This is a genomic window from Brasilonema sennae CENA114 (assembly GCF_006968745.1).
GTDB lineage: Bacteria > Cyanobacteriota > Cyanobacteriia > Cyanobacteriales > Nostocaceae > Brasilonema > Brasilonema sennae.
Genome location: NZ_CP030118.1, coordinates 3,983,873 through 4,009,915, shown reverse-complemented (window position 1 = coordinate 4,009,915; position 26,043 = coordinate 3,983,873). Strand labels below are relative to the sequence as shown.

Annotated in this window: 22 protein-coding genes; 7 read left to right on the top strand and 15 right to left on the bottom strand. The window is 42.8% G+C overall.

Annotated features, from left to right (window positions below):
* Positions 1-50: 50 nt before the first annotated feature.
* The 6 genes from DP114_RS17035 to DP114_RS35050 form a co-directional block, all read right to left on the bottom strand.
* Positions 51-1,790 carry a formylglycine-generating enzyme family protein gene (locus DP114_RS17035; RefSeq protein WP_169268540.1) on the bottom strand — a complete coding sequence of 580 codons (1,740 nt, stop codon included), beginning with the start codon at positions 1,788-1,790 and terminating at the stop codon, positions 51-53.
* A gap of 98 nt (positions 1,791-1,888) precedes the next feature.
* A complete protein-coding gene (locus tag DP114_RS17030) occupies positions 1,889-2,983 on the bottom strand; it encodes a VWA domain-containing protein (protein ID WP_169268539.1) in 1,095 nt (364 codons plus the stop codon).
* Entirely contained in the window at positions 2,980-3,957 is a 978-nt protein-coding gene (locus DP114_RS17025; RefSeq protein ID WP_169268538.1) for an AAA family ATPase, read from the bottom strand. Before DP114_RS17025 ends, DP114_RS17030 begins: the two co-directional genes overlap by 4 nt.
* On the bottom strand, positions 3,954-4,940 hold the full coding sequence (locus DP114_RS17020; RefSeq protein WP_169268537.1) for a hypothetical protein: 987 nt from the start codon (positions 4,938-4,940) through the stop codon (positions 3,954-3,956). Before DP114_RS17020 ends, DP114_RS17025 begins: the two co-directional genes overlap by 4 nt.
* Before the next feature lie 48 nt (positions 4,941-4,988).
* Positions 4,989-5,663 (bottom strand): TIR domain-containing protein, encoded by a 675-nt coding sequence (locus DP114_RS17015; RefSeq protein WP_211178750.1) that lies wholly within the window; start codon positions 5,661-5,663, stop codon positions 4,989-4,991.
* Between the two features lie 364 nt (positions 5,664-6,027).
* A complete protein-coding gene (locus tag DP114_RS35050) occupies positions 6,028-6,183 on the bottom strand; it encodes a trypco2 family protein (protein WP_256379401.1) in 156 nt (51 codons plus the stop codon).
* A gap of 19 nt (positions 6,184-6,202) precedes the next feature.
* Here DP114_RS35050 and DP114_RS17010 point away from each other — a divergent pair, with 19 nt between their 5' ends.
* Complete coding sequence (locus tag DP114_RS17010; protein WP_169268536.1) at positions 6,203-6,619, top strand: XisH family protein; 417 nt, start codon at positions 6,203-6,205, stop codon at positions 6,617-6,619.
* Positions 6,607-6,942, top strand: coding sequence for a XisI protein (locus DP114_RS17005; RefSeq protein ID WP_169268535.1), 336 nt, complete (start codon positions 6,607-6,609; stop codon positions 6,940-6,942). Before DP114_RS17010 ends, DP114_RS17005 begins: the two co-directional genes overlap by 13 nt.
* Positions 6,943-7,281: 339 nt before the next feature.
* On the opposite strand, the gene DP114_RS17000 is transcribed toward DP114_RS17005, so the two are convergent.
* The gene (locus DP114_RS17000) at positions 7,282-8,628 is read right to left on the bottom strand and encodes a cytochrome P450 (RefSeq protein WP_171976663.1); all 1,347 of its coding nucleotides are present in this window, start codon (positions 8,626-8,628) and stop codon (positions 7,282-7,284) included.
* A 243-nt stretch (positions 8,629-8,871) separates the two neighbouring features.
* A complete protein-coding gene (locus DP114_RS16995; protein ID WP_169268816.1) occupies positions 8,872-10,248 on the bottom strand; it encodes a cytochrome P450 in 1,377 nt (458 codons plus the stop codon).
* Between the two features lie 199 nt (positions 10,249-10,447).
* On the opposite strand from DP114_RS16995, the gene DP114_RS16990 reads away from it, so the two are divergent.
* Together DP114_RS16990 and DP114_RS16985 are read left to right on the top strand one after the other, a co-directional pair.
* Positions 10,448-12,661, top strand: coding sequence for a phosphoketolase family protein (locus DP114_RS16990; protein WP_171976662.1), 2,214 nt, complete (start codon positions 10,448-10,450; stop codon positions 12,659-12,661).
* Positions 12,662-13,414: 753 nt separating this feature from the next.
* On the top strand, positions 13,415-14,482 hold the full coding sequence (locus DP114_RS16985) for a DNA cytosine methyltransferase (RefSeq protein ID WP_171976661.1): 1,068 nt from the start codon (positions 13,415-13,417) through the stop codon (positions 14,480-14,482).
* Between the two features lie 22 nt (positions 14,483-14,504).
* Here the strand turns inward: DP114_RS16985 and DP114_RS16980 are convergent, their stop codons facing one another.
* Together DP114_RS16980 and DP114_RS16975 are read right to left on the bottom strand one after the other, a co-directional pair.
* A complete protein-coding gene (locus tag DP114_RS16980; protein WP_169268375.1) occupies positions 14,505-14,729 on the bottom strand; it encodes a DUF4926 domain-containing protein in 225 nt (74 codons plus the stop codon).
* Entirely contained in the window at positions 14,726-15,028 is a 303-nt protein-coding gene (locus DP114_RS16975) for a DUF6883 domain-containing protein (RefSeq protein ID WP_339379358.1), read from the bottom strand. Before DP114_RS16975 ends, DP114_RS16980 begins: the two co-directional genes overlap by 4 nt.
* A gap of 276 nt (positions 15,029-15,304) precedes the next feature.
* Here DP114_RS16975 and lysS point away from each other — a divergent pair, with 276 nt between their 5' ends.
* Positions 15,305-16,828, top strand: coding sequence for a lysine--tRNA ligase (lysS, locus tag DP114_RS16970; protein ID WP_171976660.1), 1,524 nt, complete (start codon positions 15,305-15,307; stop codon positions 16,826-16,828).
* Positions 16,829-16,940: 112 nt separating this feature from the next.
* Here lysS and DP114_RS16965 read toward each other — a convergent pair whose 3' ends face one another.
* Positions 16,941-17,558 (bottom strand): superoxide dismutase, encoded by a 618-nt coding sequence (locus DP114_RS16965; protein ID WP_169268377.1) that lies wholly within the window; start codon positions 17,556-17,558, stop codon positions 16,941-16,943.
* Between the two features lie 651 nt (positions 17,559-18,209).
* Complete coding sequence (fldA, locus tag DP114_RS16960) at positions 18,210-18,722, bottom strand: flavodoxin FldA (protein WP_169268379.1); 513 nt, start codon at positions 18,720-18,722, stop codon at positions 18,210-18,212.
* A gap of 24 nt (positions 18,723-18,746) precedes the next feature.
* On the opposite strand from fldA, the gene DP114_RS16955 reads away from it, so the two are divergent.
* Entirely contained in the window at positions 18,747-18,938 is a 192-nt protein-coding gene (locus DP114_RS16955) for a hypothetical protein (protein WP_169268380.1), read from the top strand.
* Between the two features lie 1,382 nt (positions 18,939-20,320).
* Here DP114_RS16955 and DP114_RS16950 read toward each other — a convergent pair.
* Positions 20,321-21,361: a class I fructose-bisphosphate aldolase gene (locus tag DP114_RS16950; RefSeq protein WP_171976659.1), complete on the bottom strand. Its 1,041-nt coding sequence runs from the start codon at positions 21,359-21,361 to the stop codon at positions 20,321-20,323.
* A gap of 441 nt (positions 21,362-21,802) precedes the next feature.
* On the opposite strand from DP114_RS16950, the gene DP114_RS16945 reads away from it, so the two are divergent.
* A complete protein-coding gene (locus DP114_RS16945) occupies positions 21,803-22,249 on the top strand; it encodes a hypothetical protein (RefSeq protein WP_171976658.1) in 447 nt (148 codons plus the stop codon).
* 423 nt (positions 22,250-22,672) lie between these two features.
* Here the strand turns inward: DP114_RS16945 and DP114_RS16940 are convergent, their stop codons facing one another.
* Positions 22,673-23,986 (bottom strand): CO2 hydration protein, encoded by a 1,314-nt coding sequence (locus DP114_RS16940; RefSeq protein WP_171976657.1) that lies wholly within the window; start codon positions 23,984-23,986, stop codon positions 22,673-22,675.
* 344 nt (positions 23,987-24,330) lie between these two features.
* Positions 24,331-25,833, bottom strand: a complete 1,503-nt coding sequence (locus tag DP114_RS16935) for an NADH-quinone oxidoreductase subunit M (protein WP_169268384.1) — start codon at positions 25,831-25,833, stop codon at positions 24,331-24,333.
* Between the last annotated feature and the right edge of the window lie 210 nt (positions 25,834-26,043).

Below are 26,043 nucleotides of genomic sequence, written 5' to 3'. Positions count from 1 at the left end.
AAGGAAAAAGAAAACAAGGGTAAAGGACAAAAGATAAAAAGTATAAAGGGCTACTGAGTATACGCAGGAGAACACGCAACACGGAAACCGAAGCTGTTGAGGTTCCTGACGCCCGCATCGCTGCCGAAGCGAAACGCCGAACGGCAGACCTCGGGAGAGTTGCGCCACGAACCACCGCGCCGTATACGATTATCATTATCATTATTGTCCAGCCACGCACTTCCGTTTGTCGGTGCTCCTTCATAGTTACCATGCCAATGATCAGCACACAATTCCCAAACATTTCCGTGCATATTGTATAGCCCAAAGGGATTGGCTACGCCAAAGCTGTCCACAGTCGTTGTTTCTTCTCGATGGATTCCTTTGGGACCAGCACCGTAGGTGTAGTCAGCGTTATAGTTTGCCAGATCTGAGGTTATCGTCTCGCCAAAGTGAAATGGAGTCGTAGTTCCTGCACGACAACTATATTCCCATTCGGCTTCACTGGGTAGACGGTAGGGTTTACCAGTGTATTGAGACAGGCGATCGCAAAACTCCACAGCATCATACCAGGAAACTTGTTCAACGGGACGATTTTCTCCTTTAAATTCAGATGGATCAGCTTTGAGTTCGCGGTTAACTTGTGGGAGATAAGCTACAGCTTGCCATTGTGCTTGAGTTACAGGATATTTGCCCATGAAGAACGTTGGAACAGTTACTTGGTGTTGAGGGCGTTCATTATCACGGCTATCTTTCTCATTTCTGGGAGCGCCCATCTTAAAATTGCCACCAGGAATCTGTACCATTTCTAGCTGGACTCTATTCCCTAACTTTTCGATAAAGCACTGAGCTTGTTGACGACGCCGCTTGACTATTAATTCTGTTTTTCGTCTCAACCAATCTGATTGTTTCAGTTCGATTGTTGCAACTTCAAATTCAAAAGGTTGCAGGTTGATATTTGGAGATGTTTTTGTCTCATCCTCGATCGCGACGGTTGCTACTTCAAATTCAAAAGTCTGTATTAGTGGGAAGCCTTCAAGCCTAGCAACTCTCAGCGTGGCAGATGACTCAGCCACTGCTTGCACAGATCCTAACAACCTATGCGCTGGTTTGAGTTCCATACCGCCTACTCGAAAAGAACGACTCAGTTCTTCTTGAGTGAGTGTCTCTGGCGTTCTTAACATTTGCTGCGTCAACTTTGCGTACTCCAGTAAAGCTGGCTCCTTCTGTAACTGAGGTGATAACTCTTGAGTAATTCGTGTCAATCGCGCTAACTCTGCCCGAATTCCTGACTCGCTACGGTTTTCGGAACCCGTTCCACTACTAGTCTCTAGGAGCCGTTTGGCAATCTCTTGTGCTGCTTCTTGACATTTCTCATCTCCTAAATATACCATTGCTGCCCATCGTTGCGCTTCTAATTCTTGTTGCCGTCTTCCCGGATTGAGCCGACTCAGATAGCTGACATAGCTGATTAAAACTTGCGCGACTTCCTGCATTCGCTGTTCGCCACACTCTTGCTTCATTTCCTCCAGCAGATATGCTCGCACATGGGTATCCATTGCGTAAAGTTCGTACCCCACCTGAGAGCACAAATCAGACAGCAACAAGTCAACCTCCGCCACCCAAAGAACTTGCTCACCTCGCAAAAACTCATTGCGTAAGTAGTTCACCAATTCTGGAGTGAGTACCAAAGGTAATGCAGCATGATACGCCAGTAGCCGATAAGACTCATCAAAACGCCGAACAAACCGCTCTACAGCTTGCTTTGCTTGTTCTCGCCATTGCTTGTTGTCATCAGCCACAGTTGTCACTCGCTTCGCTCAAATTCAAAATTCAAAATTCAAAATTCAAAATTAAGGACTCCACGGACGCCAGGTGCTTCAAGAAACCGGGTTTCTACGCACGGTTGTCATGAGAAGGGTGAATTTAAGTGTTGTAGAGGTTGTCCACGCACAATATCAATAGCATTACTTAAGCCATTATTATCCATCTGGTACATTGGCACCAAATTGGCAATAATTTCTGCCGAACTGCCAATCCAACGTTCTTCTGGCATAGGATTTAACCAAGCAATCAAAGAACTGTGTCGCTTGAGTTGAAATAGAAAGCTGGTAGTCGCCCGAATTCGCTCTAACTTCCGATATCCTCGTGCTGCCCCAGCATCACTGACAATCAATATGCTAGTTTGATTATCGCAGGTTTCTAACACTGTCTGTAACTTAATTGGTTCTGTCAAGTAAAGGTCTTTGTAAACACTGGCTGCAGGCACGTTATGAAAATAGAATACACTTACCTTGTCAGGTTGCAAAGAACTTTCGTAGATTGCCGTTTCCACTAAATCACGAGTGAAACGATGAAACGGAGTCATAGAGCCATTTTGGTCAAGCAGCAGCAACAGATGAGCATTGTTTCGTTCTCGTCTGCGATAAACTGGAGCTAAATAAAATCCCTGGCGAGTCGCTTGTTCAATAGTCGCATTCACATCCAGTACATCCAACGAACCATCAGCAATAGGTTGACGTAGATATCGCCAGCCATAAACCATTGAACGGCGGGAAATGGGATAATACGTTTGTAATGCAGAAGTATCCTGATTTTCCACTGGTGTAAAAGGTGCGCGAATCGGTAACGATGCCAGTTCTGGTTTAGACTTGATCTCAGTTACAGTCTCTTGGGGAGGCGGTGATGATAGTTTCTGCGGTTCCTCCACCCGTTCTTGATCAGACTCAAGCTTTGGTTCTTTCACAGGGGGCTTTTTTTCAGGATTTTTGGGAGTTGAACTCATCTGCAAAGACTCCCAAATGGGGTCAAACTGGCTTTGTTCAGATGGGGAGTGACACCATAAAATCTTTAATGTCTCTGCTAGTGCTTCCTCATCTTCCCCGAATCCCCCTTCAACTGCTTGCCGTGCTGCCAAAAATTCCCCTACACCAAGCTGAAAGCCACTTTGGCGCAAACGAATGAAAGCACGAGTCATCAAATCTTGTGGGTTAAAGGAACTCATGAGGCTTTGGCATATTTTTTCCAGTCCTGCTGTAACTTAAATAACAATTCTCGATAGGGAAGCAGTTTATCTTTTGCCAGTTGCGCCGCTTTGTAAGGTTCTGACTCAAATGTATGAAGTGCTTTCAACCAATCGAGAAATTCGCTCGTTCCTGGTTTCTTGAAAAGTCCACCTTCATTCCACACAGCTAGAAAGCGCTTTATTGCTGTGTTTACCAAATCAGGAGGAGGCGGTGATTCTTCCTCACGAATCTGGTAATGCTTCTCGACAATTTCCTGCAATCGTTTCGGATCATTAGGAAAGTCTAGATAATGATACAGGCAACGACGCAAAAATGGCGCAGGTAAGTTACCTTTTTCCTTATTACTGGTGATGATTACAATCGGTTTATGAGTAGCTGTGATTGTTTCCCCAGTTTCCTTAATTTTAAATTCCCAAGGTTCATCCAAAACCGTCAGCAAGTCATTCGGGAAATCCAGATCTGCTTTGTCAATTTCATCAATCAGCACAACTGCTGGCTGATTCTTTAGCTCAAAGGCTTTCCCCAAAGCTCCAAATTTACGGTAGTGTTTGGGGTTAGCAGGATTGCGATTGACTCTTTCCTCATCTTCCTCCTCAGTTTCTGCTTCTGCTGCTGGCGGCTGTTGTTCTAGTTTTTGCGTATGCACATCATGCAATCTGAGGATAGCATCATATTCATAGAGTCCATCCTGCGCTTTAGTAGTGGAACGGATATCCCAACGATAAAGAGGAAGTCCTAACTCATAAGCAACAGCCGAAGCAAGGCGAGTCTTACCACACCCGGCGTCTCCTTCTAATAATAATGGTCGCCTGAGATAGATTGCTAAATTCACAGCTTTCTTTAATTCGGCAGAAACTACATATGGTTCTGGGTTCGTTGGTGAATCTTTATGTGGATTTTCTGGACGGCGATTGGGATTTCCCGTAAATTCTAATCGTTGAGTTGATATCATATCTTAAAATCTCTTTCCAAAATTGAACAGATTGTGTCTGGTGTTCCTTCACTCTCTTGATGAATTTGCAATGCTAATTGTTGACTTTTTGAATTTGATAAACCACGAAAATTAATGAGCCAATTTCTAATATCTTCAACAGTCCAATCTGGTAACGGGAGTTCAAGAATTTTGCAACTATCAAATGTATCCTCTGTGCAAAAATGTGGTATTGACAAACAATAGGGAAAAACTTTACTTTTTGCTGTTAAAGCAACAATAAACCTAATCCTGCTATACTCTTGAAATATAGACTCAAGCTCATTAACTAAAACTTTCCAGAATTTCTCAATAAACCAATCTAAAAACTTTTCCTTATCGATTACACTATCCCAATTTTCAATTTTGATAAATACAGTGCTACCACCACAAAGAGATGAACAAAGTTTTTTGATAATCTTGTGTAATGGTTCTTCTGAATTCATATTTAAGTAGCTTGCTAATCTTTGAGAAAATTCAATTTCATTCAACTCAGAAATTGGCGAACCTAAGTCTACTGGGTAAGGTCTAAAATCTCCTATAATATCGTCCCCTATTTTGCGATCGCTAACAATCAAATCTAAAACTTCATCAATACAGTAGCTTCCCTTCTGTTTTGTACTCCTTTGTAAAAATAAAAGAATAGCTCCACTATCATCACCAAATTTAGTATTAAGTGATTGAGCAATTTTCTTAGCTTCATAGAAATCAATTTTTTGAAAGCTTTTTTCTAACTTTAAATGACGTAAATTTGAATTTTTATCTTCAGCATCTAGTTCTGAAAGCTTGTTTTCTAGGTCTTCAATTTCTTCCAAAAGGTTCTCTGCATCTCTCTTAAGTTTCAGTTCATTTCTTTTACTAAGCTCTCCAGCTAACTGAGAGTCAATCGCAGCTAGCTCTTCTTGTTTTCGAGCTAAATCCTTGCTATAAAATTTTCTCCGGGCGGTACCTGTCTTTGCTGTCACAATTATTTTCTATATTTCTCACTAATATATTAATAAAATAGATAAAATTTATAACTGATTTAATTTAGTTTCTAGTTCTTCTATCTCTTTCATAATCCCCTCAGCCTGCTTATTCAGCTTCAATTCATCAACATGACTAAGTACTCCTTCCAATTGGGATTCAATGGCAACTAACTCCTCTTGCTTTGCCACTATGCGTTTTTTGTAAAACTCGCTTCTTGCATTTGAAGGCGCTTTTCGTGGTGGTGTTTCTGCAGTCTTTGTTGGTAATTTAACAGGAGAAGTAACCGGAAGATTTGCTGAGTTCTGAGTTAGAATATCAACTAATTTACTAATAACATAATCAATTCCTTGAGAAGAATTGATTGCAAGTTTATCAGCAAGAATTGGAGAAAAATCTGAAACTTCCTTTTTTGATACCTGATGCCAAATAGGAAGTATGACTTTTCCATTAGTTCCTTCCTTGGAAACAAATCCCTCTAACTCACGCTTAGTCCATCTTTTTTGGAAGAAATTACGACTGAGTACAATAATTCCAAGCTTTGATTGTGAAATACCTTTATCAATTGAACTACTTAGGCTGTCTCCCCAGTTCAAAGAAAATTCATCATACCAGACACGATAACCTCTTTTTCTTAACTCTTCAGCTAGAGGTCTTACAAAGTCTTCCTTATCTTCACTTGCATGACTAATAAATACATCATATTCATCTGTCGCTGTCATGTTACTATCTCTCGAAATCAGATTTTGTTCCTTGTGTGCCAATGGATTTACAAATTTCTCGTTCATATCTCGTACAACCTGATCAAAGAGTCGTCCCCCCTCATTATCCTCACAACGCAGATACAGCACAGGACGATACCACACATTCCCTTCAATTCCAATTGCACTTTGTCCCCGCCGTAGTGCGATAAGCCTCTGGCTTGACGCTACACGTATCGCCTATGACTCTTTTTGCCCAAGCATCGGTAAAAATCTTCTGCAAAAGCACTGCCAGTAGATACACTTATAGAATACGTCATTGCTACTACAGCCGGAATGCTTTTACCAATCAAGTTCTGAGCCACCCCGTTGAAAACAGAATCACTTAAACCAGACCACTTACCTCGCCTCCACTGCCTAGCACATTGATTTTAACACTTCGCTTTGTACCTGCTTTGCCCGTTCGCTTCACAGTGACTTGTAGTTCCAGTTCCACAGACTCAACAAACAAGAACGGCGCATCCTTATCCTTGTAGAAAATCCTTTATAATGCTTATATTATGCCAGCCAGAGATATCTTTCACAACGCAGTCAAAAAAGGGCTAGAAAAAGAAGGGTGGAAAATTACCCATGATCCCTTACCCGTCAGTTTCGAGTTAGGGGATATGTACATAGACTTAGGCGCGGAAAGAATTCTAGCAGCAGAAAGAGAGGGTGAAAAAATTGCTGTTGAAATTAAAAGCTTTTTTAAAACATCTGCGATTTCTGAATTTCACACAGCTTTAGGACAGTTTATTAACTACCGACTAGCATTATCTGAACAAGAACCAGACCGTACTCTCTATTTAGCAGTTCCCATCGATACATATACTTCCTTTTTTACTATCAGACTTGTACAAAACATTATTAAAACATATCACCTTAAATTGATTACTTATAAACCTGTAACGGAAGAGATAATCGAATGGATAAACTAACAAAATACCAACAAATAATTCAGCAGCTTATCCAAGAATATGCTGCAATTTCTAGTCAAGACTCAGAAATTGAAACCCAATTAATTTTTGATACAGAACATCACCACTATCAACTTGTAAATGTCGGCTGGAAAAATGACCGTCGTGTTTATGGTTGTTTTTTACATCTAGACATCAAAGATGGTAAAGTTTGGCTGCAACACAATGGGACAGAAAATGAAGTAGGAGAAGATTTAGCGAATTTAGGTATCCCCAAGCAGGATATTGTCATCGGCTTTCATTCGCCATTTAAGCGCCAATTTACAGATTATGCTGTGGGTTAAGGCTTTTTGCTTACAGAAAACACCAAAAGGAGAAAGCAAACACAGCTTAAGGATGTTTTCAAAGTATTATATAGAATTCCTATTTGATTTTTACGAAGCTAGATACACCTTTATTCCTTCTTAAGCGTTCGGGTGTTCCCTGTTCCCTCCTCCTATGAGTTAGTTCACCCTATGGCTAACGCCACGCCTTACGGCTATCGGGTGTGCGCAGAGCGCACGCCTTACGGCGAACGCCAGATGCCTACGGAGGAGCCAGTACTGCGGGAGGGTTTCCCTCCGCAGGTATCTGGCGTTGGAAACCCTCCTGCAGCACTGGTCTCACCAAATTCAACTGGATTCCTATATAAAAGCTTTCGCTTTATTTATCTGATTAGTAACAACCATTTGTACACCACCAGAGGGAACAATCGTAATTCCGCGACGTACTGGACGCACTGGATGCTTATCAGTAAGCTCTAGTTGAAAACGTGACAAAATAGTTGCTGTAACTAATTTCATTTCATACATAGAAAATGCTGCACCGATACAACCGCGATAACCTCCCCCAAAGGGTAAATATTCACAAGGTGAATATTTTTGATTGAGAAATCTTTCTGGTTGAAATTTTTCTGGTTCTGGGTAAGTTTCTGCGCGTCGATGAGCTAAATAAATACTGGGAACTAAAACTGTCCCAGATGTAAATTTTTGACCAGCAATTTCTACTGTGTTTTTTACCATTCGTGGCGTACAAATAAGAGCAATCGGGTGAAGTCGCAGCGTTTCCGAACAGACAGCACTCAGGTATGGTAATTGAGTGATTGTTTCGGGATTAAGTGTATCGCCTGAAGTCCTCAATTCCTGCATCAGCTTATCTTTTACTTGTGAGTGGAAGTGAATTAAATAAAATAGCCAAGCTAAGACAGCAGCTGTCGTTTCATATCCTAAAAGCAACAGTGAAACTAATTGGTCACGTAACTCTTTATCTGTCATTTGTTGTCCGTTTTCGTCATGCGCTGACATCAGCAGACTGAGAATATCTGTACGTGAAGCATCATTAGATAAACGTCGTTCATAAATCTCTGCATAAATCAGTTTGTCAATTTCCTCGCGACGTCTTTGGAAATTTCCCCAAGGACTCCATGCACCTAAATCTTTTTGTAGTGGTGGAAAGAAAAAGAAGGTAGAGTACAAAGGTTTCGTCACATCTTCTAATAAAGAACTCAGCAGTTCTTTGAATTTTTCATAACGGACACCGGGACTGATCCCAAATACTACTTGTAAAATAATTTGTAAAGTAATATCTGGCATGACATGCTGTACAGAAATAGATGTGCCAGGTGTCCAATTTTGAATAATATTTTCAGTGATTTTGCAAATGACTTGACCGTAAGTTTTCATGCGGTCACCATGAAAGGGTGGCATCAATAATTGACGTTGGCGATTGTGCGATCGCCCCTCTTGCAAAACAATCGAATTCTCCCCAAACAAAGGCTCAAAAACATGAGTTGCCTTCTTAAAATCCAAATCTTTAGCAGGCACAGCAAAACACTCAGCGATAGCTTCCGGACTACGAAAAAACACCACTGGCGGCGAATTTATCCCTAATACTCGAACCGTGAACGTGTCACCATACTTAGCAGCACAATCTTCTAAAAATCTCGTTGGATTAATAATTAATTGCAGTGTTTGTTTCAAAGAACCAATCATAATAGAACTTCACATATTTCTTTGTTGTTTTAATACACGCGTTGCCCTCACCCTGCCCTATGCCTAACGGCACGCTACGCTATCGGGCACCCCTCTCCCAAATTGGGAGAGGGGCAGGGGGTGAGGGCAATTCGTTTTCTTCAAATTTCTCACTCAAAATTTATAGGTAAGGCATATGCCTTACCTACAACTACTCAGTTATTCTGCGTAGAAAACTATATCAAAATATTGTTCCTTAAAAACTTAACCAGCGATAGATTCCAAAATTTTAGACTTCTGCGCTCGCTGACCTTTAACAACTATTTGGATGGAACGGTTGGGACCTGAAACCATACCACGGCGTTTTGGTCGCACATCACCGTCATCAACCAGCGCCAATTCCCAGCGCGACAGGATGGTAGCAAGCACAACTTTCATTTCAAACTGGGCAAAAGCCATACCTATGCAACGCCTGACACCACCACCAAACGGCAAATACTCATAAGCGGAAAATTGCCTTTTCAGAAAACGTTCTGGGTTAAACTGTTTGGGTTGGGGATATAAATCCTCACGCTGATGAGTCAGATAAATTGAGCCCATGACAAGTGTACCTGGTTCAAGTTCGTGTCCAGACAACGATACGGGTGTTCTCACCACTCGTGTAAAGGTAAGCATCGCAACTGGATAAATCCGCAAGGTTTCACAGCACACAGCATTTAAATAAGGTAATTTGAAAATGGTGCTGGGGTCTGGGTTATCGCCCAAAGTATCAAGTTCCTCTAGAAGTTTTTCTCGTACTCCTGGCAGTTTGTGAATCCAGTACAATGCCCAGGTTAACGCAGTGGCTGTAGTTTCGTGACCTGCTACTAACAAAGTCATTAACTCATCACGTAATTCCTGATCAGTCATTGGCTGGTTTGCTTCATCCTTCGCCGCCATCAGCAAGCTGAGGACATCTGTCCGCGATGAGTCTGGTTGCTCTCGGCGTTCGCGAATTTCCGCGTACAGCATTTGGTTAACTCGTTCCCGGCGGCGCAAGAACTTTCCCCAAGGCGTGAGTGGTCCTAAATCCCGTTGTAGGGCTGGAAAATAAAGGATGAGCGCTCTTGCAGGAGATTGTCCCCCTTCATCTAGCATCAGACTTAAAACTTCCTCCAATTCTTGGGCGCGTGAACCTTCATATAAGCCAAACACGGCTTGCATGATCACCCGCATGGTGATAGCTTGCATTGCAGACCGTGCGCTGAAGGGTTTGTCTATCTGCCACTGGCTGCTAATTTCCTCTGTAATATCGCCAATAACCTGACCGTAGGTTCGCATTCTGTCACCATGAAACGAAGGCATCATTAACTGTCGTTGACGCTGGTGTGCCTTACCACTAAGAGTGATGACAGAATTCTTGCCAAGCATAGGTTCAAAAGGAGTATTCCAGTCACTAGGAGCCTCAAACTCCTTTGTGTCACTTGTCAACATCTGCTGCATCGCCGCAGGATTGCTGACAAAAACCACCGGACGACTTAGCTGCAGTGTGAAGATATCCCCATAGCGTTTAGTACAAGCTTCCATAAATGACATGGGGCTGAAAACCCACTGGAGCATTTGTACCAGCCCTGGAGTTTGCGGTCCATTTGGTAGTTTCATAAGCCTTGTTTTTTACTTTTATTCTTTTTTGCCACTGAAATTCAAAAAAGAAAATTAAATTTTTTGAAGTTAGATTGAATATCTTTATATTTATGTTGCAAAAGAACAATAAACTGTTACAACCTGAAAGTTGTAAAATTTTTGTTAAATTGAACGAGCATCTCCGGTGTCTCCTCATACTTAAATTAAGGTACTTAGCATGACGGCAACAACCCCAAAGGAAACTTCAGCGGCTCCTAATTTTTGTGAAGGTATTCAATACTTTGGTGAAGCAATCCCCGGTTTTGAAAAATATGGTGGAACACCTGTCATAGAGTCAGGTAAAGTGGCGATCAAAAATCCTGAGGATCCAGCCGCCGCCTTCCAAACCTTACTTACTGCTGACGCTTTGCGTTACCTAATACTGCAAGTCACAGCAAGTAAAGCTTCTGGACACCCAGGTGGTTTTGCTTCTCAAGCCGAAGCTTATGCGGCGCTTGTCATGCTCGGTTACAAAAACATTATTACGGAAGTGGGACACCATGCCCCTGGATTTTATAGTGCCATGTTCTTGGATCGATCACTAGAGGACATGGGAATTGAGACGGTGCAACAATTGCGCGATCGCTTCCGGGAAAAACATGGGCTGTTAGGACATCTTTCTGGCTACATTCCTGGTATTCTTGGACCAGCAGGTCCTTTAGGACAAGGGCAACACTTTGCAATGTCAGCTGCATTGTTGCACAAAGACAAGCTTTTCCCCTTCACCGTTGGCGATGGTGGATTGGGTGAACCGTATATCATGAGTTCTATAGCACACTTCCACACCGCTTTTCCAACTGTCACCAACTTCTTACCAGTTTTGGTGTGGAACGGTTACAGCCAAGAACACCACAGCATGGTGTCTCTCAAAACCAATGAACAAATGACGGCATACTGGTACGGTAACGGTTTTGAAAAAGTCGTGTTAGTCGATGCCAAAGACTTTGACGACGCAAATCAAAAGGGGGATTACGTTGATAGTACCGCCTTTTCCTTTGAGCAGCGGCTAGCTTTTACCAAAGCTGTACTCACAGGTGTGGATGAAGCAGCGCGTTCTGCACTCAGTGGCAAGCTAACCGTATTTATCATAAAACAACTCAAAGGTGCAGGAGTTCATGCACGAGGTGCCAAGTCTCACAACCTCTATGCTAAAGACACCTTAGATGCTCCCCATATTGTCAGTGCGCTGAAAGAACGTGCCTTACCTCCAGAAGTTTGGCAACTCGTACGGACAAACTGTGAACGCGCAGGCGGAGGTCCAGCAGCGAAAACAGTTGTGACAGAATTTGAGTATAAGTTGCCAGAATTAGGCGAATTGCCTTTGGAAGAATATCCAGTGGGTGGCGAACCAAAAGTTTCCACCACAGCAATGGGAACATTGGTGGCTAAGGTAGGACAGATAGATCGCAACTTTTTCGTGACTAACGCCGACGGTAACGAAGCATCTGGTATTGCCAATATTAACCAAGCACTCAAAATTATCCACCCCACGACAGATGACTTATATTACCAAGCACCCAATGGACAAGTGTATGAACCATTGAGTGAAGATGGTTGTGCGGGGTTAGCTGCTGGTTTATCGTTGATGGGTGCGCGGACTTTGTGGTGTTCTTACGAATCTTTTGCCATCAACGGTTTACCAATTTGGCAAACAGTCACGCAAGCAATGGCAGAATTGCGGCGTCGCACTCCCTCAACTATTACATTATTCACCGCTGGTGCATTAGAGCAAGGACGCAACGGTTGGACTCACCAACGTCCGGAAATTGAAGCTTATTTTGCTTCGTTAATGCGCAACGGTAATGTATTTCCATTGTTTCCTCCTGATGCTAACAGTATTCAGGTTTGTTATGACTGGGCATTGACGACTAAAAATAAGGGAATTGTGATTACTGCGAGTAAGTCACCATTGCCAATTCGCACGACTTTTGAACAAACGAGTCAAGGGTTACGCGATGGTGCAGTCGTGTTACAAGAAGTTTCTGGTAATAAGAAAGTTGTCTTTGCTGTTATTGGAGATATGACATTAATACCAGTCTTTGAAGCTGCTGCTTTATTAGAAAAAGAAGGTATTGGCGCAAGAATTGTTTCTGTTATCAACCCCCGTCGTTTGTATCGTCCCCATGATACTGCTTGGGATACTTGTTCTGAAGCTGATGGTGGTTTTGTGGATGATGAGAAATTTGCCGAATTGTTTGATGGCGATGCACTCATTGGTGTGACTGGTGGTGCTGCGGCGATGCTAGAACCCATCATGTTACGGAGTACCAGCAAGCGGGATACCTTCGCATGGAAGCGTGGGGAAACCACAGCGAGTGCTGGCGAGTTGATGGCGTTTAATGGTTTGACAGCAGAGGCGTTGGTGAAGCGGGGGATTTCGTTGGTGAGTTAGATTTAGCAATCTGATACGATACGGTATTGCCGCTCTTCACACATGAGGAGCGGCATAATCTTTATTATCTGATTAAAATATATAGCAATCCTAGATAGGTCGTGAACAAAAAATAAAAAAACTAACCGCCAAGACGAGCCAGCGCTGCACAGAGAAGTGCCTTGCGCGGGTTAAGCGCGTTGTGGCAACTAGCCCCGATAGGCGTAGCCGTGCCGCAGGCATAGGGGGCGCTACGCAAACGGAGAGGGTCTCCCGACCTAGGCGTCTGGCGTCGCAAAGAGGAGCCAGCGCCGTGGGCGGGTTCCCCGACTTGAGGCGACTGGCGTCGCAAAGAAAAAAAAGAGAAGAGAGAGAAGGTGTTTACATGCTACTTAGTAAATTTCAAGTAAGAAAAACAATATATACGACTCATATTTGATTTTTGTTGGCATAGCCTGCGCTCTGCGCTTAAAAAACTCAGTACACTATTATTGCTTCTTCCCTGTTAAGCGTTAAGCGTCTCTACTTTGTGATTCACCCTTCGGGTGTGCGCAGAGCGCACGCCTTACGGCGTAAGCGCAAGCGCACGCTAAGAGCGAACGCGCAGCGTCTGGTGGAGGAGATACGCCAGATGCCAAGTGAGGGAAACCCTCATCAAGCACTGGTCTCACCAAATCAAACCGGATTCCTATATATTTATAGCAGATTTACTTAAAGCAATTAAAACAAATGTTTATATATAAAATTAAAAATAAATTGATGGAATGAAAAAATATGAATATAGTATCTCTATTTTCAGGTTGTGGAGGTTTAGATTTAGGCTTTGAGCAAGCTGGATTTAAGACAGTCTGGGCAAACGAATATGATAAGTCAATTTGGGATACTTATGAACTTAATCATCCAGATGTCAAACTAGATAAAAGAGATATCAGAGCTATTGAACCTGATGATATACCTGACTGCATAGGTATCATTGGTGGTCCTCCTTGCCAAAGTTGGAGTGAAGCTGGTGCAGGACGAGGAATAGATGATAGCAGAGGTCAGTTATTTTATGATTACATTAGAATTATTAGAGAAAAAAGACCTCTTTTTTTTCTAGCTGAAAATGTCAGTGGGATTTTAGCCCAAAAGCATAACAAAGCTTTTACAAATATTTTATATCAATTTAAAGATGCTGGATATGAAGTAACTTATAAATTGCTCAATGCTTGCAATTATGGAGTACCGCAAGATAGAAAACGGGTAATTCTTATAGGGTATAGAGAGGAGATGGGGGGAATCTTTGAATTTCCCTTGGAAAGCAATCACATTTTAACTCTTAGAGATGCTATCTACGAGCTAAGTGATATTGAACCGACACCAGTAGCAGGAGAGGTATCTAAAACTCATCCATTAGTACCTAATCATGAATATATGGAAGGTAGCTTTTCTAGTATTTATATGTCAAGAAATAGAGTCAGAACCTGGGATGAGCCATCTTTTACAATTCAAGCAGGTGGTAGACATGCTCCGATACATCCTCAAGCACAAAAAATGATTTGGGTTGAGAAAGACAAATGGATTTTTGATCCTAATTCATTCAAACCATACAGGAGATTATCTGTTAGAGAATGTGCCAGAATTCAAACTTTTCCAGATAATTTTCTTTTCAAATACAACAATCTACTTGATGGATATAAAATGGTTGGAAATGCTGTACCTGTATTACTAGGCAAAGAACTTGCCAGTAAAATAATTATAGATATAAAGCAGTACCAAAATTTTGGCGTCTGTCATAAGTTGCGTCGTCACAAATATCCTACACAACTTACATTATTTGAACCCAGTTCTTCTTTCGCCTGAGACTTAATTTTATGCAATACCATCAATTGATCACTCGTGCATGAGCAATTTCTCTATTACCAATGGAACGAACTTGTGCAGCCAATAGTGAAACAATTGCCACAGTTTCTCCATTCAAGGTGAGAAATTCCACTTCATATCCCTTACCACCTTGATGTACCAAAACAACTGTACCTATATCACCTTGTTCTAACCCGTACTCTGAAATATCAGTTGTTATAATAACTCTATCAAGTTCTGCAATCATTTTTCTGACCTTTTCAGTGGATAAGCAGTCACAAACTTAGGAATATTGTCTCCTGTTTCAAGAAACCAGACAGAACGAAGCAAAGGATTTCTATTATCTGGTGATAGCAGTATACCTTCTACAACATAACGTGTTCCAAATGGTGAATCTTCTAGCTTTGTAACATCGTTGTTAGCAACATGGTTCAGTAATGCAGTGGCAAGAGTTTCGCACTCATTCACTGTAAAACCAAACGCAGTGAAAAATTTTTCTTTACTGCGTCCATCTGGGTGAGTAGGCGACAACAGATACTCAGTGATTTTTCGTTATGGTATAACCGCCAATTCATGGTTCGGCAGTTTCAATTGTTTTCTCCTACTCTCTTAGCTCTAGTTTATCCTCAAGTATAAGGTTAGGTATGCAATCTTGACGCTCTCACGGCTAAAAGCCGATAGGTTCAAAGCTAAGCCCAAAGCGCACTGTGGTTTGATGAACATCGGCAGACGCAATCTGACCAGTTTATCGTCTGGCAAAACTACAGCTATTCTTACAATTACATACAATAATGAAATCTTGCCCTATTTAGTTCGTCAACCATGTCGGAAGAAGATATCCGTGCTACGCGGCTAGAAAAAGTAGAACAGCTAAGGCAATTGGGGATGAACCCCTATGCCTACCATTGGGAATCCAGCCATCACGCGGCTCAATTGCAGGAAAAATATGCTGATTTGCCTAACGGTGAAGAAGTTGATTTAAACGTGACTGTGGCTGGACGCATTATAGCGCGTCGTGTTTTCGGTAAATTGGCTTTCTTCACTTTGGAAGATGAAACCGGCACAATTCAGCTTTATTTGGAAAAAAACCGCATTCAACAAAGCATGGCAGATGTTGATGCTGATGCTTTCAATCACCTCAAGCAACTCACAGATGTCGGCGATATCTTGGGAGTGAGTGGGACAATTAAACGGACTGAAAAGGGCGAGCTATCTGTTTTTGTCACAAAATACACGATTCTCACAAAATCTCTTTTGCCCTTGCCTGATAAATGGCATGGGTTGACGGATGTTGCTAAGCGATACCGTCAGCGTTACGTTGACTTGATAGTAAACCCTGAAGTCCGCCAAACTTTTCGCCGTCGCGCTCTCATTACTGCTGGTATTCGTCGTTACTTGGAACAGCGTGATTTTATTGAAATTGAAACTCCTGTTTTCCAAAAAGAAGCGGGTGGTGCAGACGCGCGTCCCTTCATTACGTACCACAACACTCTAGAGATGAAGCTGTATCTGCGAATTGAGACAGAACTCCATCTTAAGCGCTTGATTGTCGGTGGGTTTGAAAAGGTGTTTGAACTGGGGCGGATTTTCCGCAATGAGGGAATATCAACTCGTCACAACCCTGAATTTACCACAATTGAAATTTACCAAGCTTATGCCGATTACAACGATATGATGGCGCTGACGGAAGGTATAATTACCACCGTTGCCAAAGAAGTTCTCGGCACGCTGCAAATCTCCTACCAAGGTACACCAGTGGATTTGACTCCCCCTTGGCGACGCGCGACAATGAACGATTTGGTGAAGGAATACACAGGTTTGGATTTCAACTCGTTTCAAACTTTGGAAGAGGCAAAAGTAGCTAGTAAAAATGCTGGTCTTGAAAATGTAGAAGATTGCCCTTCAATTGGCAAGCTGTTAAATGAAGGATTCGAGCAAAAAGTAGAGGAAAACCTGATTCAGCCTACCTTTGTTACCGATTTTCCTGTGGAAATTTCACCACTGGCAAAGCCGCACCGTTCTAAACCTGGTTTAGTGGAACGATTTGAGTTATATGCTGTTGGGCGGGAAACTGCCAACAGTTTCTCAGAGTTGACTGATCCTATCGACCAAAGACAACGTTTAGAAGCGCAAGTCGCACAAAAAGCCGGTGGTGATTTGGAAGCGCAAGTGGATGAAGACTTCTTGACGGCGTTGGAATATGGTATGCCTCCCACAGGTGGGTTAGGAATTGGAATTGACAGGTTAGTGATGTTATTAACAGACTGCGCTAGTATTCGAGATGCGATCGCATTCCCATTACTCAAACCTGAAAAATCCGAATCATCCCCAGAATCAGATACATAGCCACAAGGTGCGTTAGGGAAAAGCCTAACGCACCTTCTTAAAGCGATACTAATGCAAGAAGGCAGGAGGGATTATCTATAATCCTGCTGATATTTCATGCAAAACGCGATTTTTAAGCGCTAGTTGCTATATTATACCGTTCGTTCACCGCATTCCAGTTAACGGTATTCCACCACTGTTTGAGATATTCTGGGCGACGGTTCTGATAGGTGAGATAGTAGGCGTGTTCCCAAACATCGTTACATAAAATGGGGTAATGTCCCTCTGACCAAGGACAATCCTGATTAGGCAAACTGACGATCTCAAATTTATTGTCGGTTGTTCGCACCAGCCAGACAAATCCACTACCAAAGTGCTTTGCACCTGCATCATTGAACTGAGTTTTGAAGTTCTCGAAGTCGCCAAAGACTTCATTAATAAGAGTAGCGATCGCTCCGGTTGGTTCACCACCTGCATTAGGACCCATAATTGTCCAGAAGATGGAGTGATTAAAGTGTCCACCACCATTATTGCGAACCGCGTTACGAACACCTTCAGGCAATGTATTAAGATTCCGAATTAAATCATCAATGCTTTGATTGTGTAGATCTGGATGCTTTTCTAAAGCTGTATTGAGATTCTTAACATAACCACCATGATGAAAGCCGTGGTGAATCCCCATCGTTTGAGCATCAATGTATGGTTCTAGAGCATTTTCAGAATAGGGTAATGGTTGTAGTTCAAAAGCCATGAGTTTTCTCCTCGTTTAATAATTAAAGCGATGCATTTGAGAGAGTGGCAACCTGTGAAAAGTTCGCTACGAGTCCTATGCCGCTTGATTTTTCATAGACAAGAATGGACAACCCTATTACGAGTACTCGTTGTGCGCTCCACGATTAATCGTGGAGGCAACCAAATCAAGCAGTTTACTAGAAGTAATTCTCAATCCCAGCAGAAAATCCTACTTGATTTGGCGAGGGTTGTCCATTTTTGCCCTTTGGGTTTGCCCAACCCAAAGGGCAGGCGCTCGTCGCAAAGCGTCCCGCCCAAAGGAATACGCCAACGCAAAGCTCAACGGGACGCACTCAATTGAATCGAGGCGTTTGAGTCGAGTTACACGACTAAACAAAAGCAGCACAAACCGTCCACAGAAAGTTAATTAGCAAGACTAATAAAACTAGTGGACATAGAGACGCTCCTAAAATTAGCACTACATCCGTCAAAAAGGTCTGTGGCATTAGTTATCTCCGAAATTCGGACTTCATCAGCGCTATCGTTACCATGTTTGCATCAATCGCACCTGTTCATGGTATGCGTTGAGCATAAAGCAATGACACCAAACCCACCGATGCAGTGCTCGGATATCTCACAACGCCTTAATGGCTTATATTTCAGAGGAACCTTACAAGCTAAACTCTCCTTTCAACTGACTTACCCACTTTTTGACGCGCTGATCCGTCAGGTCAGATTGATTATCTTCATCCAACGCCAAGCCCACAAACTTGCCATCTTTGACGGCTTTAGACTCCTCGAATTCATAACCCTCTGTAGGCCACTGTCCAACCGTTTTGCCACCGAGTTCTGAAATCTTTTCCTCTAAAATGCCTATTGCATCCTGAAAGTTCTCAGCATAGCCAACTTGATCGCCTGGTCCAAAGTAAGCCACCTTTTTACCATTAAAGTCAATCTCGTCTAGGTCTTCGTAGAAGCCTTCCCAACTGCCCTCCAATTCACCAACGTTCCAGGTTGGGCAACCAACAATGATATTTTCATACCCCTCAAAGTCGTCCGTACCAGCATCGGCAATATCATGCAGTGTTACAACGCTATCACCGCCAAACTCTTTTTGAATCGACTCTGCAATGTTTTGAGTGTTTCCGGTTTGAGTTCCATAAAATAAACCAATCTTCGACATTTTTGCTCCTTAACAGTGTATGTTTTGGCTTTTAATTTTGCTTTGTTCGTGTTCTGTCTACCCCAGGCTTGTTCAGTAGCGATCGCCCAAGCCGCGCGCCCTACGCCCGAGGCACAAAGTGCCTCTCCTGAACTTCGTTCAGGGAACCAAGCGTTGCAAGAGCGTGTCCGCAGGACTCAGCTTGGTTGGGCGTATACGGGCGATCGCTTGTTTTAACCCCACTGCAATCTAGGTGTAGTTCGTTGATAGGTTGTAATCTTTGCTCCTGCGTTGGCTACAACACATCGGCTGTAGTACTTCGTCAAAGAGCTTGATTTAGTGTGAGCGCAGCGAGACCGGAGGTCTTCCCAGCGCTGCCCAGACGGTGAGACAGCGCTACAGGAGGGTCTGTGCTCTCACCGCGACTGCGTAAGCGTAAGCGCACGCCCAGTGGGCAAATGCGTAGCGTCTGTGTACCCTTCGGGCGCACTCCACAACAAAACGCGCAACGCACAGAACGGGCAATCGTATAACGGCCCTTGCGTTTTGTGCAGGTTTTCCTATCGACTCAGAGGATGACAAGAGTCTTTAGTTGCATTGGGTGGAGAGCGCCCATCTCCATAAAATGGCAATTTAAATACACAAGTGATGGTATTTTCCATCAAACCTCCGCAGGAATTGCAGTAAATTTCTCCTAAATTATGACTATTATGGAAGCACCAGCCTCATTATTGCAATTATCTGTAAATAAATCTAGGATCTATTGTCAGTAGATTGAAAACTTTTGTCACCGAACCCAAGAATGAGGGTTCCAGCCGATATTTCTGAAATTGACCAAGAAGGGGTGTAAGGGTGTGGGGCAGAAAGAAGAAGTAGGGAGCACCGGAGCACTCCTTGTAGGGAGAAAAAGAATTTACGTGGATCAATCAGTCCTCTCTCATGCACCTTGCCCCCTTTCGCTGGTGCTTCTTCTCCCTGCAATCAGTTCATGCGAACGTATTTATTCGTGGGGTTTTCTCCCCCACTACAACCGCTCCCTTCTCAGGCGTGTTTCTTCTTCACCATTCTCCGTTACTCCCACCAAGAAGTGCTCCAGAGCTTCTTTTTGTCAATACCAAGAGTCAATATATTATTTTTGTAATAGAAAAAATACATAAAAACAAATATAAAAGACATCTTGGAGGTTAGATTAGGGATTAGAAATATCAATAGCTTCAATTTATGAATTGGAAGATTTATCATATAAATTCTCAATAAATATGAATTCACTAGTACATAACGGCGTAAATAAACCACCCCTTTGGGTTCGGCAGTTCCTCATGGGGAGCCAGTACTTGATGAGGGTCTCCCGACCTAGGTATCTGGCGTTGGGAACCCCCAAGACCGGACTGCCGAACCATTCCAAATCGATGAAACGCTTACGCTATATCCTAATCATCCCCAGAATCAGATACATAGCCAAAAGGTACGTTATGGCAAAGCCATAACGCACCTTCTTAAATTGAATATTGCGACACCAAGCCTTCTATGGTGCAGGGCGAGGGGGCGAAGAAGCTAACTGCACTTTAATACACAAGTGATGGTATTTTCCATCAAACCTCCGCAGGAATTGCAGTGAATTAGACTAACGCAGGTGTTTTCTCCATTTCCACGTTGTACTTACCAAGACTTGCAGCACCATTCAACTTTGCCCGATGAAAAAGCAGCTGTTGTGCGGCTTTGGTATTGTCATCGTTTCCGCGCCAGTGCTCTAGAGCGGGTTGCTGAATCGCACGAGCATATGAGAAAGTCACAGGCCACGGACACTTTGCACCATACTTGAGATTCATCGTATTTAGGTGTGCGGTTGAGTTTTCATTCGTTTGTCCACCAGACAGGAATGCCACACCCGCAACTGTTGCAGGTACATTGTTGAGCAAGCATTGGATCGTCATTTGGGCCACTTGATCTACTGTTGATTGAGTAGAACAATTTAATCCTGCGATCACCATGCTGGGCTTGAGAATCATTTGATCGAATGCCACTTTGTTCAACCGCAGTTGAGTGAATACGGCTTGCAAGGTTTGATCGGTAAGTTCATAGCATCGCTCAATTGTATGATCGCCATCAATCAGCACTTCTGGTTCTACAATCGGCACCAATCCCCCCTCTTGACACAGTGCTGCATACCGAGCAAGGGCATGGGCATTCGCTTCAATACAAGTACGGCTGGGAATGCCGTTACCGATGGTAATCACCGCTCGCCACTTCGCAAATCGCGCACCCATTTTATAGTACTCAGCAATGCGCTCGCGCAATCCATCAAGTCCCTCTGTGACTTTCTCTCCAGCACACCCTGACAAATCTTTTGCTCCGGTATCTACTTTGATGCCTACGATCACGCCTGCTTCCGGCATCACCTGGGTAAAGGGTTTACCTGCTTGTGTAGATTGATGAATTGTTTCATCATACAGAATCGCACCGCTAATGAACTCACCCAAGTTAGGAGTCGTCAAAATTAGTTCCCGGTAAGCACGTCGGCGATCCTCTGTGGGTTGAATCCCCAGTTTCTCAAACCGCTTGTTACAGGTGCCATTACTTTCATCCATTGCCAGAATACCTTTACCAGGAGCAACCATAGCTTGGGCTGTGGCTCTCAATTCCTTGGCGTAAGTGCTCATGTCAATTTCTCCTAAATTATGACTATTATGGAACCAGTAGCAATATTATTACAATGTATTTTCAATAAGTCTATGATTTATTTTAGTTAAATTTTGTCGTTTTTCTGGTCTCGGGTCAGAGTTAATGTATTATTTTTGTCCTAATTTAAGTACAAAAAAGCAAATCTAAGAGGATGTTTTAGAAGTATTGTTTTAAATACATGGAGCTTCAAAATCCCCCGAAACTCTCCTTAAGAAAGGTGTCCTTACAAGACTCTCTTAAAAAAGGGAAAACGGTGATATACGATCAAGTTATGTACGAAATAACACTAAAAAAATATCCTTTCCGAGAGATCTTGGAGGTTGTATCAGAGATGAAAAATATCAATAACTTTAATCTTTGGATATAAATATCTCTAATAAAAATTCTCAATAAATCTGAGTTCACTAGGAGTGCAAACCTTGAATGCTGCTGAACAAGGCAACAGCGTTGAAATAGTCAGTAAAATTGCTGCTGTTGTCAATCTCTTTAGATCCCAGTTTCCTGATAGTTCGGCTGATCTAAGCCCATGGTTAAAGAATTCAGAAACCGAAAAATTTGATGATCCGCATTCGGTGGATCTTGCCTTTCACTTTTCTAAACGCAGTTTCCTTTGCCAAAGCTATAGTATTTTGATGCAAATCCGACTATCCAAAGAGGCACAAATTCAGACACAACGAGTTGTGGGAGTGGAACTGTCTGGACATGACTACATGGGGCAGTTGTGGCGATTTGCAACCACAGGATCTTGGGAATTTTGGGGTGTTACGCCACCTTTGCCAGAAGCTCAAGAGAAATTGAGACAGATTTGTCACCAGATTTTCAATCTATTTGATCAAGCGACCAAGAGCAGCGTCACTGAGTTATGAGCCAAAAACCTTAAATGGCATAGCTTGAGGAGAGAGTTTTAAGGTTTTTGCACAAGACAGGAATAAGAACTCATCAATCAGACTTGACAAAATTCGTAGATAACGGTATAGGGAGTATCTTGCTCCCTATTTTATTTAGTTCCGCTAAAAGACTCATGCCATAATGGTATAGCAGGGAGCAGGCTGGGAATTGTCCCGTGGTTTCAGTGTTTTCTCATTAGTTGATGTCCTAATCTACCTGGCAACTGCTATACTTCATTTGGTGGTAGTCTTTTCGCGGATAAAAACGAAAATCCGTCCAAAGGATATCACATGATTAGTTTTGTGAGCGCACTACAAATCACCGTTCTGGATCGTGGTAAGTGGCGAAAGCCCCCGCGCTATGCCCGAAGGGGCACGCTGCGCGAACAGCCGGGGGTTAGCTTACCTATAATCCTGACTCTGAATATCCCGCAGACGAGCAGCATTACGAATACCATACTCAGGACGAGTAAAACGATTTAACTGAGTTTCAAAAAAGTCCCGATTTGCTTGTAAATGTTCGGGATTTTCGTCATCTAAAGGATGTAAAAGTGCTGTTCGTAATGCTTGAATCACTGCAGAAGTGACGCAGTACATTGAACGTTGGAAACTCACTCCCAACTGAATCAACGTATCTTCTTCGCCTCGGCAATAATTCTTGTAGTAATCAACAAGATAAGGTGGCAAGAAATGCAACATATCTTGCATGAGCAGTGTTGGTGGAATACCTGCGGTACCTACAGGAAAGACATCTGCATAAAGAATTCCGTAGTGAAAGTCTTTTTGATCTGTTGGCACTTGTCCTGCTTGAGCATTATAAGATTTTGTACCCCGGAAGGGAGCAGTACGGTAAAAAACAGCTTCCACATAAGGTAATGCAGCTTCGTGAAGCCAGACAAAGCCTTTAGATTTGGGAACGATTTCGTAGCATTCGCCACGGATGTAAACGTTATGATAAATAGGACGACTTGCGACTGCAAGAATTCCATTCACCAAGAAATTCATCGCCTCTGGGACACTCGTAATTTTCCCTTCGTCATATAAGTCTGACATTTCAAAAAACACGGGAGCCATGATTTCCCAGAACAAACCCAGATTAGCATAGTAAGACATTTGACGACACTGTTCTATAAACATATCTGGGAACAGTTTGTAGAGTCCCAACATGAATGGGTTACCTTTGAAGTAAGCTTTGATTGCCCTATCGGCATTCACTTTGTATTCTTCAGTATCCAGATAAGGGTCAAATTTTCCACCCATTCCTCTATGCCAAAGCATTGCTCGCATACAAGCTTCGGCAAATTCCATGTTAATTCGATCATGGAATAAGTGATGCAATAATTTAGGCATTTTGAAGGTTTCACCCTTTTGCATAAATGCTAAGAGTTCCGGATGAGCAGTCGCCTCACCGCGCCAAACTCTCAACTCAGCATCATCACCAGCATAATGATTGTGACGTTCTAAATACTCCTGAGAAATGAAGTATTTAAAAAAGGGAAATGGATCTATAAATACCTGCTCAGCAATATATAATAAGTCGCGCCAGTAAAAGTCCATCGGTACTGCATAAGCTTTGTAAAGACCGATGATTTGCATTAAGTTTTCTGGCGTGTCGGGCAACATTGCACCACCTGCTTCTAACCGATGAATCACTTCTGCAAATTCATGGGTGGAAGGTGGTAATTTGGCTTCGGTTTTGTTTGGAGTTTGTACCATTTTTATTTCCTCTTCATCAAGGCTTGGGCAAGATTATGAAAAACGAACCGCCTAGACGCGCAGCGGTGAGACAGCGCGAATGACGGCTTTCCCGACCTAGGCGACTGCGTAAGCGTAAGCGCACGCCCAGAGGGCGAACGCGTAGCGTGCGCTTTGCGCTTACCCGAAGGGCTTCCCGCAGGGTAGGACGCCTTAGCGTAGCGTGCGCCCTATGCGCCAAGGGCGCAAAGGAATAAGAGTTTGAGAGAGTTCTTGCGTAAGTCCTATTTATACAATAGACTTTTGCAAGAAACACCATGAACGACGTTTATAACAAGGGACAAAAGTAGACTTTCAAAGGAAGTTTATTGATCGAGAGCGACTTGAGTCGTTACGGTTTTTTCAATAGGAGGAATAGCCGCAACTATTGCTGTACTTGTTGGTTCACTCCAACGCACTAACCAACTCGGTTGTACTCCCAAAAACAAGATGAGGACAGCTAAGATAAAAGCTGGTATTTTCTCAGACCATAAAACTTTAGGATAATAAGCTAAGTCGTTGTCAAGTTTGCCAAAACAGGTACGGTTAAGCAGGATGACAAAGTAGACTGCGGTTAAGCCACTGGCGACGACACACAATAGTGTTGGTATAGGAAAAACGGAGAAACTGCCTTGAAACACGATAAATTCAGCAATAAATCCTGTCATACCAGGAATACCAGCACTTGCCATACCTCCTAAAATGAGTAAAGCACTCGTTAGGGGTAATCCGCGTATAGGACTCATTAAGCCATTGAGTTTATCCAATTCACGGGTTCCGACTTTGGCTTCTACAACTCCTATAAGATGGAAGAGGATGGCGAGGATAATACCGTGGCTGAACATTTGGGCGATCGCACCAATCAATGCTAAAGAAGTACTAGCTGCTGCTGCTAACAATATATATCCCATGTGCCCAATGGAACTATATGCAACCATGCGCTTGATGTCTTTTTGAGCGATCGCTGTGACTGCCCCGTATATAGCACTAATTGCCCCCCAAGTTGCTAAGCTGGGTGCAAGAATACTCCAAGCTTCGGGAAATAGCGCCATCCCAAATCGCAAAACGCCATAAGTTCCTAACTTTGCCAGCACTCCACCAAGAAGAATCGCAATCGGGGCTGAGGCTTCAACGTAAGCATCTGGTAACCAAGTGTGTAAGGGAACCAGGGGAATTTTGATTCCAAACCCTAGCACGATTCCTACAAGTAGAATGATTTGCAGTGTTGTTGATAAGGCTTGAGTTGAGAGTGTATTGTAATCAAAACTCGTTGAACCACTCAGCCAAACTGTACCCAAAAATGTTGCTAGAATTAATGCTCCTGAAACAGCGGTGTAAATTAGGAACTTCATGGCTGCATAAGTCCGCTTTTCACCTCCCCATATGGAAATTAGGAGATAGAAAGGTATTAATTCTAGTTCGTAGAACAGGAAGAAGAGTAATAAATTCTGCGCTGCAAATGCGCCTGCAACTCCTGCACTGACTAATAAGATAAGGGAATAAAAAAGTCGGGGACGTTCTGTCTGTTGGCTGCTGCTGTAAATAGCAATCCAAGTGAGCAAACTATTTAATAGCAGCATTACTATGGAAAGTCCATCAACCCCGAGTTGGTAACTTAAACCAAGGGTTTCATTCCAAGGTAAGTATTCCTGCAACTGCATTCCAGGAAGTGAGATATCAAATTTAAACAGGAGGAAGATATTCCAAAGAAGAACTAATCCAGTAACGGTTAGGGCTGTTAAACGAATGTTTATTGCTGGAATGGTACGAGGTAGTAAACTAATGACGGCGGCTCCTAAAATAGGTAGCCAAATTAAGATACTGAGCATAGATTGGTTAGTGATGTAATTAAAGAAAAGAGTAAAAAACCGCTTCAGATGCAGAGAACGCAGAGGAAGGGAGAAGAGAGAGGAATTTTTAGTTATCTTTTTATCAGTTAACAGTTAACAGTTATCAGTGTGGTGTCTTCTTGTTCATTGTTCATTGTTTTTTATGAAATTTATAATTGGTGTTTTTTGATGTCATGAAAAATCAAAGTC

What these genes read in the sequence shown, in the direction of transcription:
- DP114_RS17030 (WP_169268539.1), bottom strand. Translation starts at nt 2,983, where the DNA reads ATGAGTTCCTTTAACCCACAAGATTTGATGACTCGTGCTTTCATTCGT.
- DP114_RS17025 (WP_169268538.1), bottom strand. Translation starts at nt 3,957, where the DNA reads ATGATATCAACTCAACGATTAGAATTTACGGGAAATCCCAATCGCCGT.
- DP114_RS17015 (WP_211178750.1), bottom strand. Translation starts at nt 5,663, where the DNA reads ATGACAGCGACAGATGAATATGATGTATTTATTAGTCATGCAAGTGAA.
- DP114_RS17010 (WP_169268536.1), top strand. Translation starts at nt 6,203, where the DNA reads ATGCCAGCCAGAGATATCTTTCACAACGCAGTCAAAAAAGGGCTAGAA.
- DP114_RS17005 (WP_169268535.1), top strand. Translation starts at nt 6,607, where the DNA reads ATGGATAAACTAACAAAATACCAACAAATAATTCAGCAGCTTATCCAA.
- DP114_RS17000 (WP_171976663.1), bottom strand. Translation starts at nt 8,628, where the DNA reads ATGATTGGTTCTTTGAAACAAACACTGCAATTAATTATTAATCCAACG.
- DP114_RS16995 (WP_169268816.1), bottom strand. Translation starts at nt 10,248, where the DNA reads ATGAAACTACCAAATGGACCGCAAACTCCAGGGCTGGTACAAATGCTC.
- DP114_RS16990 (WP_171976662.1), top strand. Translation starts at nt 10,448, where the DNA reads ATGACGGCAACAACCCCAAAGGAAACTTCAGCGGCTCCTAATTTTTGT.
- DP114_RS16985 (WP_171976661.1), top strand. Translation starts at nt 13,415, where the DNA reads ATGAATATAGTATCTCTATTTTCAGGTTGTGGAGGTTTAGATTTAGGC.
- DP114_RS16980 (WP_169268375.1), bottom strand. Translation starts at nt 14,729, where the DNA reads ATGATTGCAGAACTTGATAGAGTTATTATAACAACTGATATTTCAGAG.
- lysS (WP_171976660.1), top strand. Translation starts at nt 15,305, where the DNA reads ATGTCGGAAGAAGATATCCGTGCTACGCGGCTAGAAAAAGTAGAACAG.
- DP114_RS16965 (WP_169268377.1), bottom strand. Translation starts at nt 17,558, where the DNA reads ATGGCTTTTGAACTACAACCATTACCCTATTCTGAAAATGCTCTAGAA.
- fldA (WP_169268379.1), bottom strand. Translation starts at nt 18,722, where the DNA reads ATGTCGAAGATTGGTTTATTTTATGGAACTCAAACCGGAAACACTCAA.
- DP114_RS16950 (WP_171976659.1), bottom strand. Translation starts at nt 21,361, where the DNA reads ATGAGCACTTACGCCAAGGAATTGAGAGCCACAGCCCAAGCTATGGTT.
- DP114_RS16940 (WP_171976657.1), bottom strand. Translation starts at nt 23,986, where the DNA reads ATGGTACAAACTCCAAACAAAACCGAAGCCAAATTACCACCTTCCACC.
- DP114_RS16935 (WP_169268384.1), bottom strand. Translation starts at nt 25,833, where the DNA reads ATGCTCAGTATCTTAATTTGGCTACCTATTTTAGGAGCCGCCGTCATT.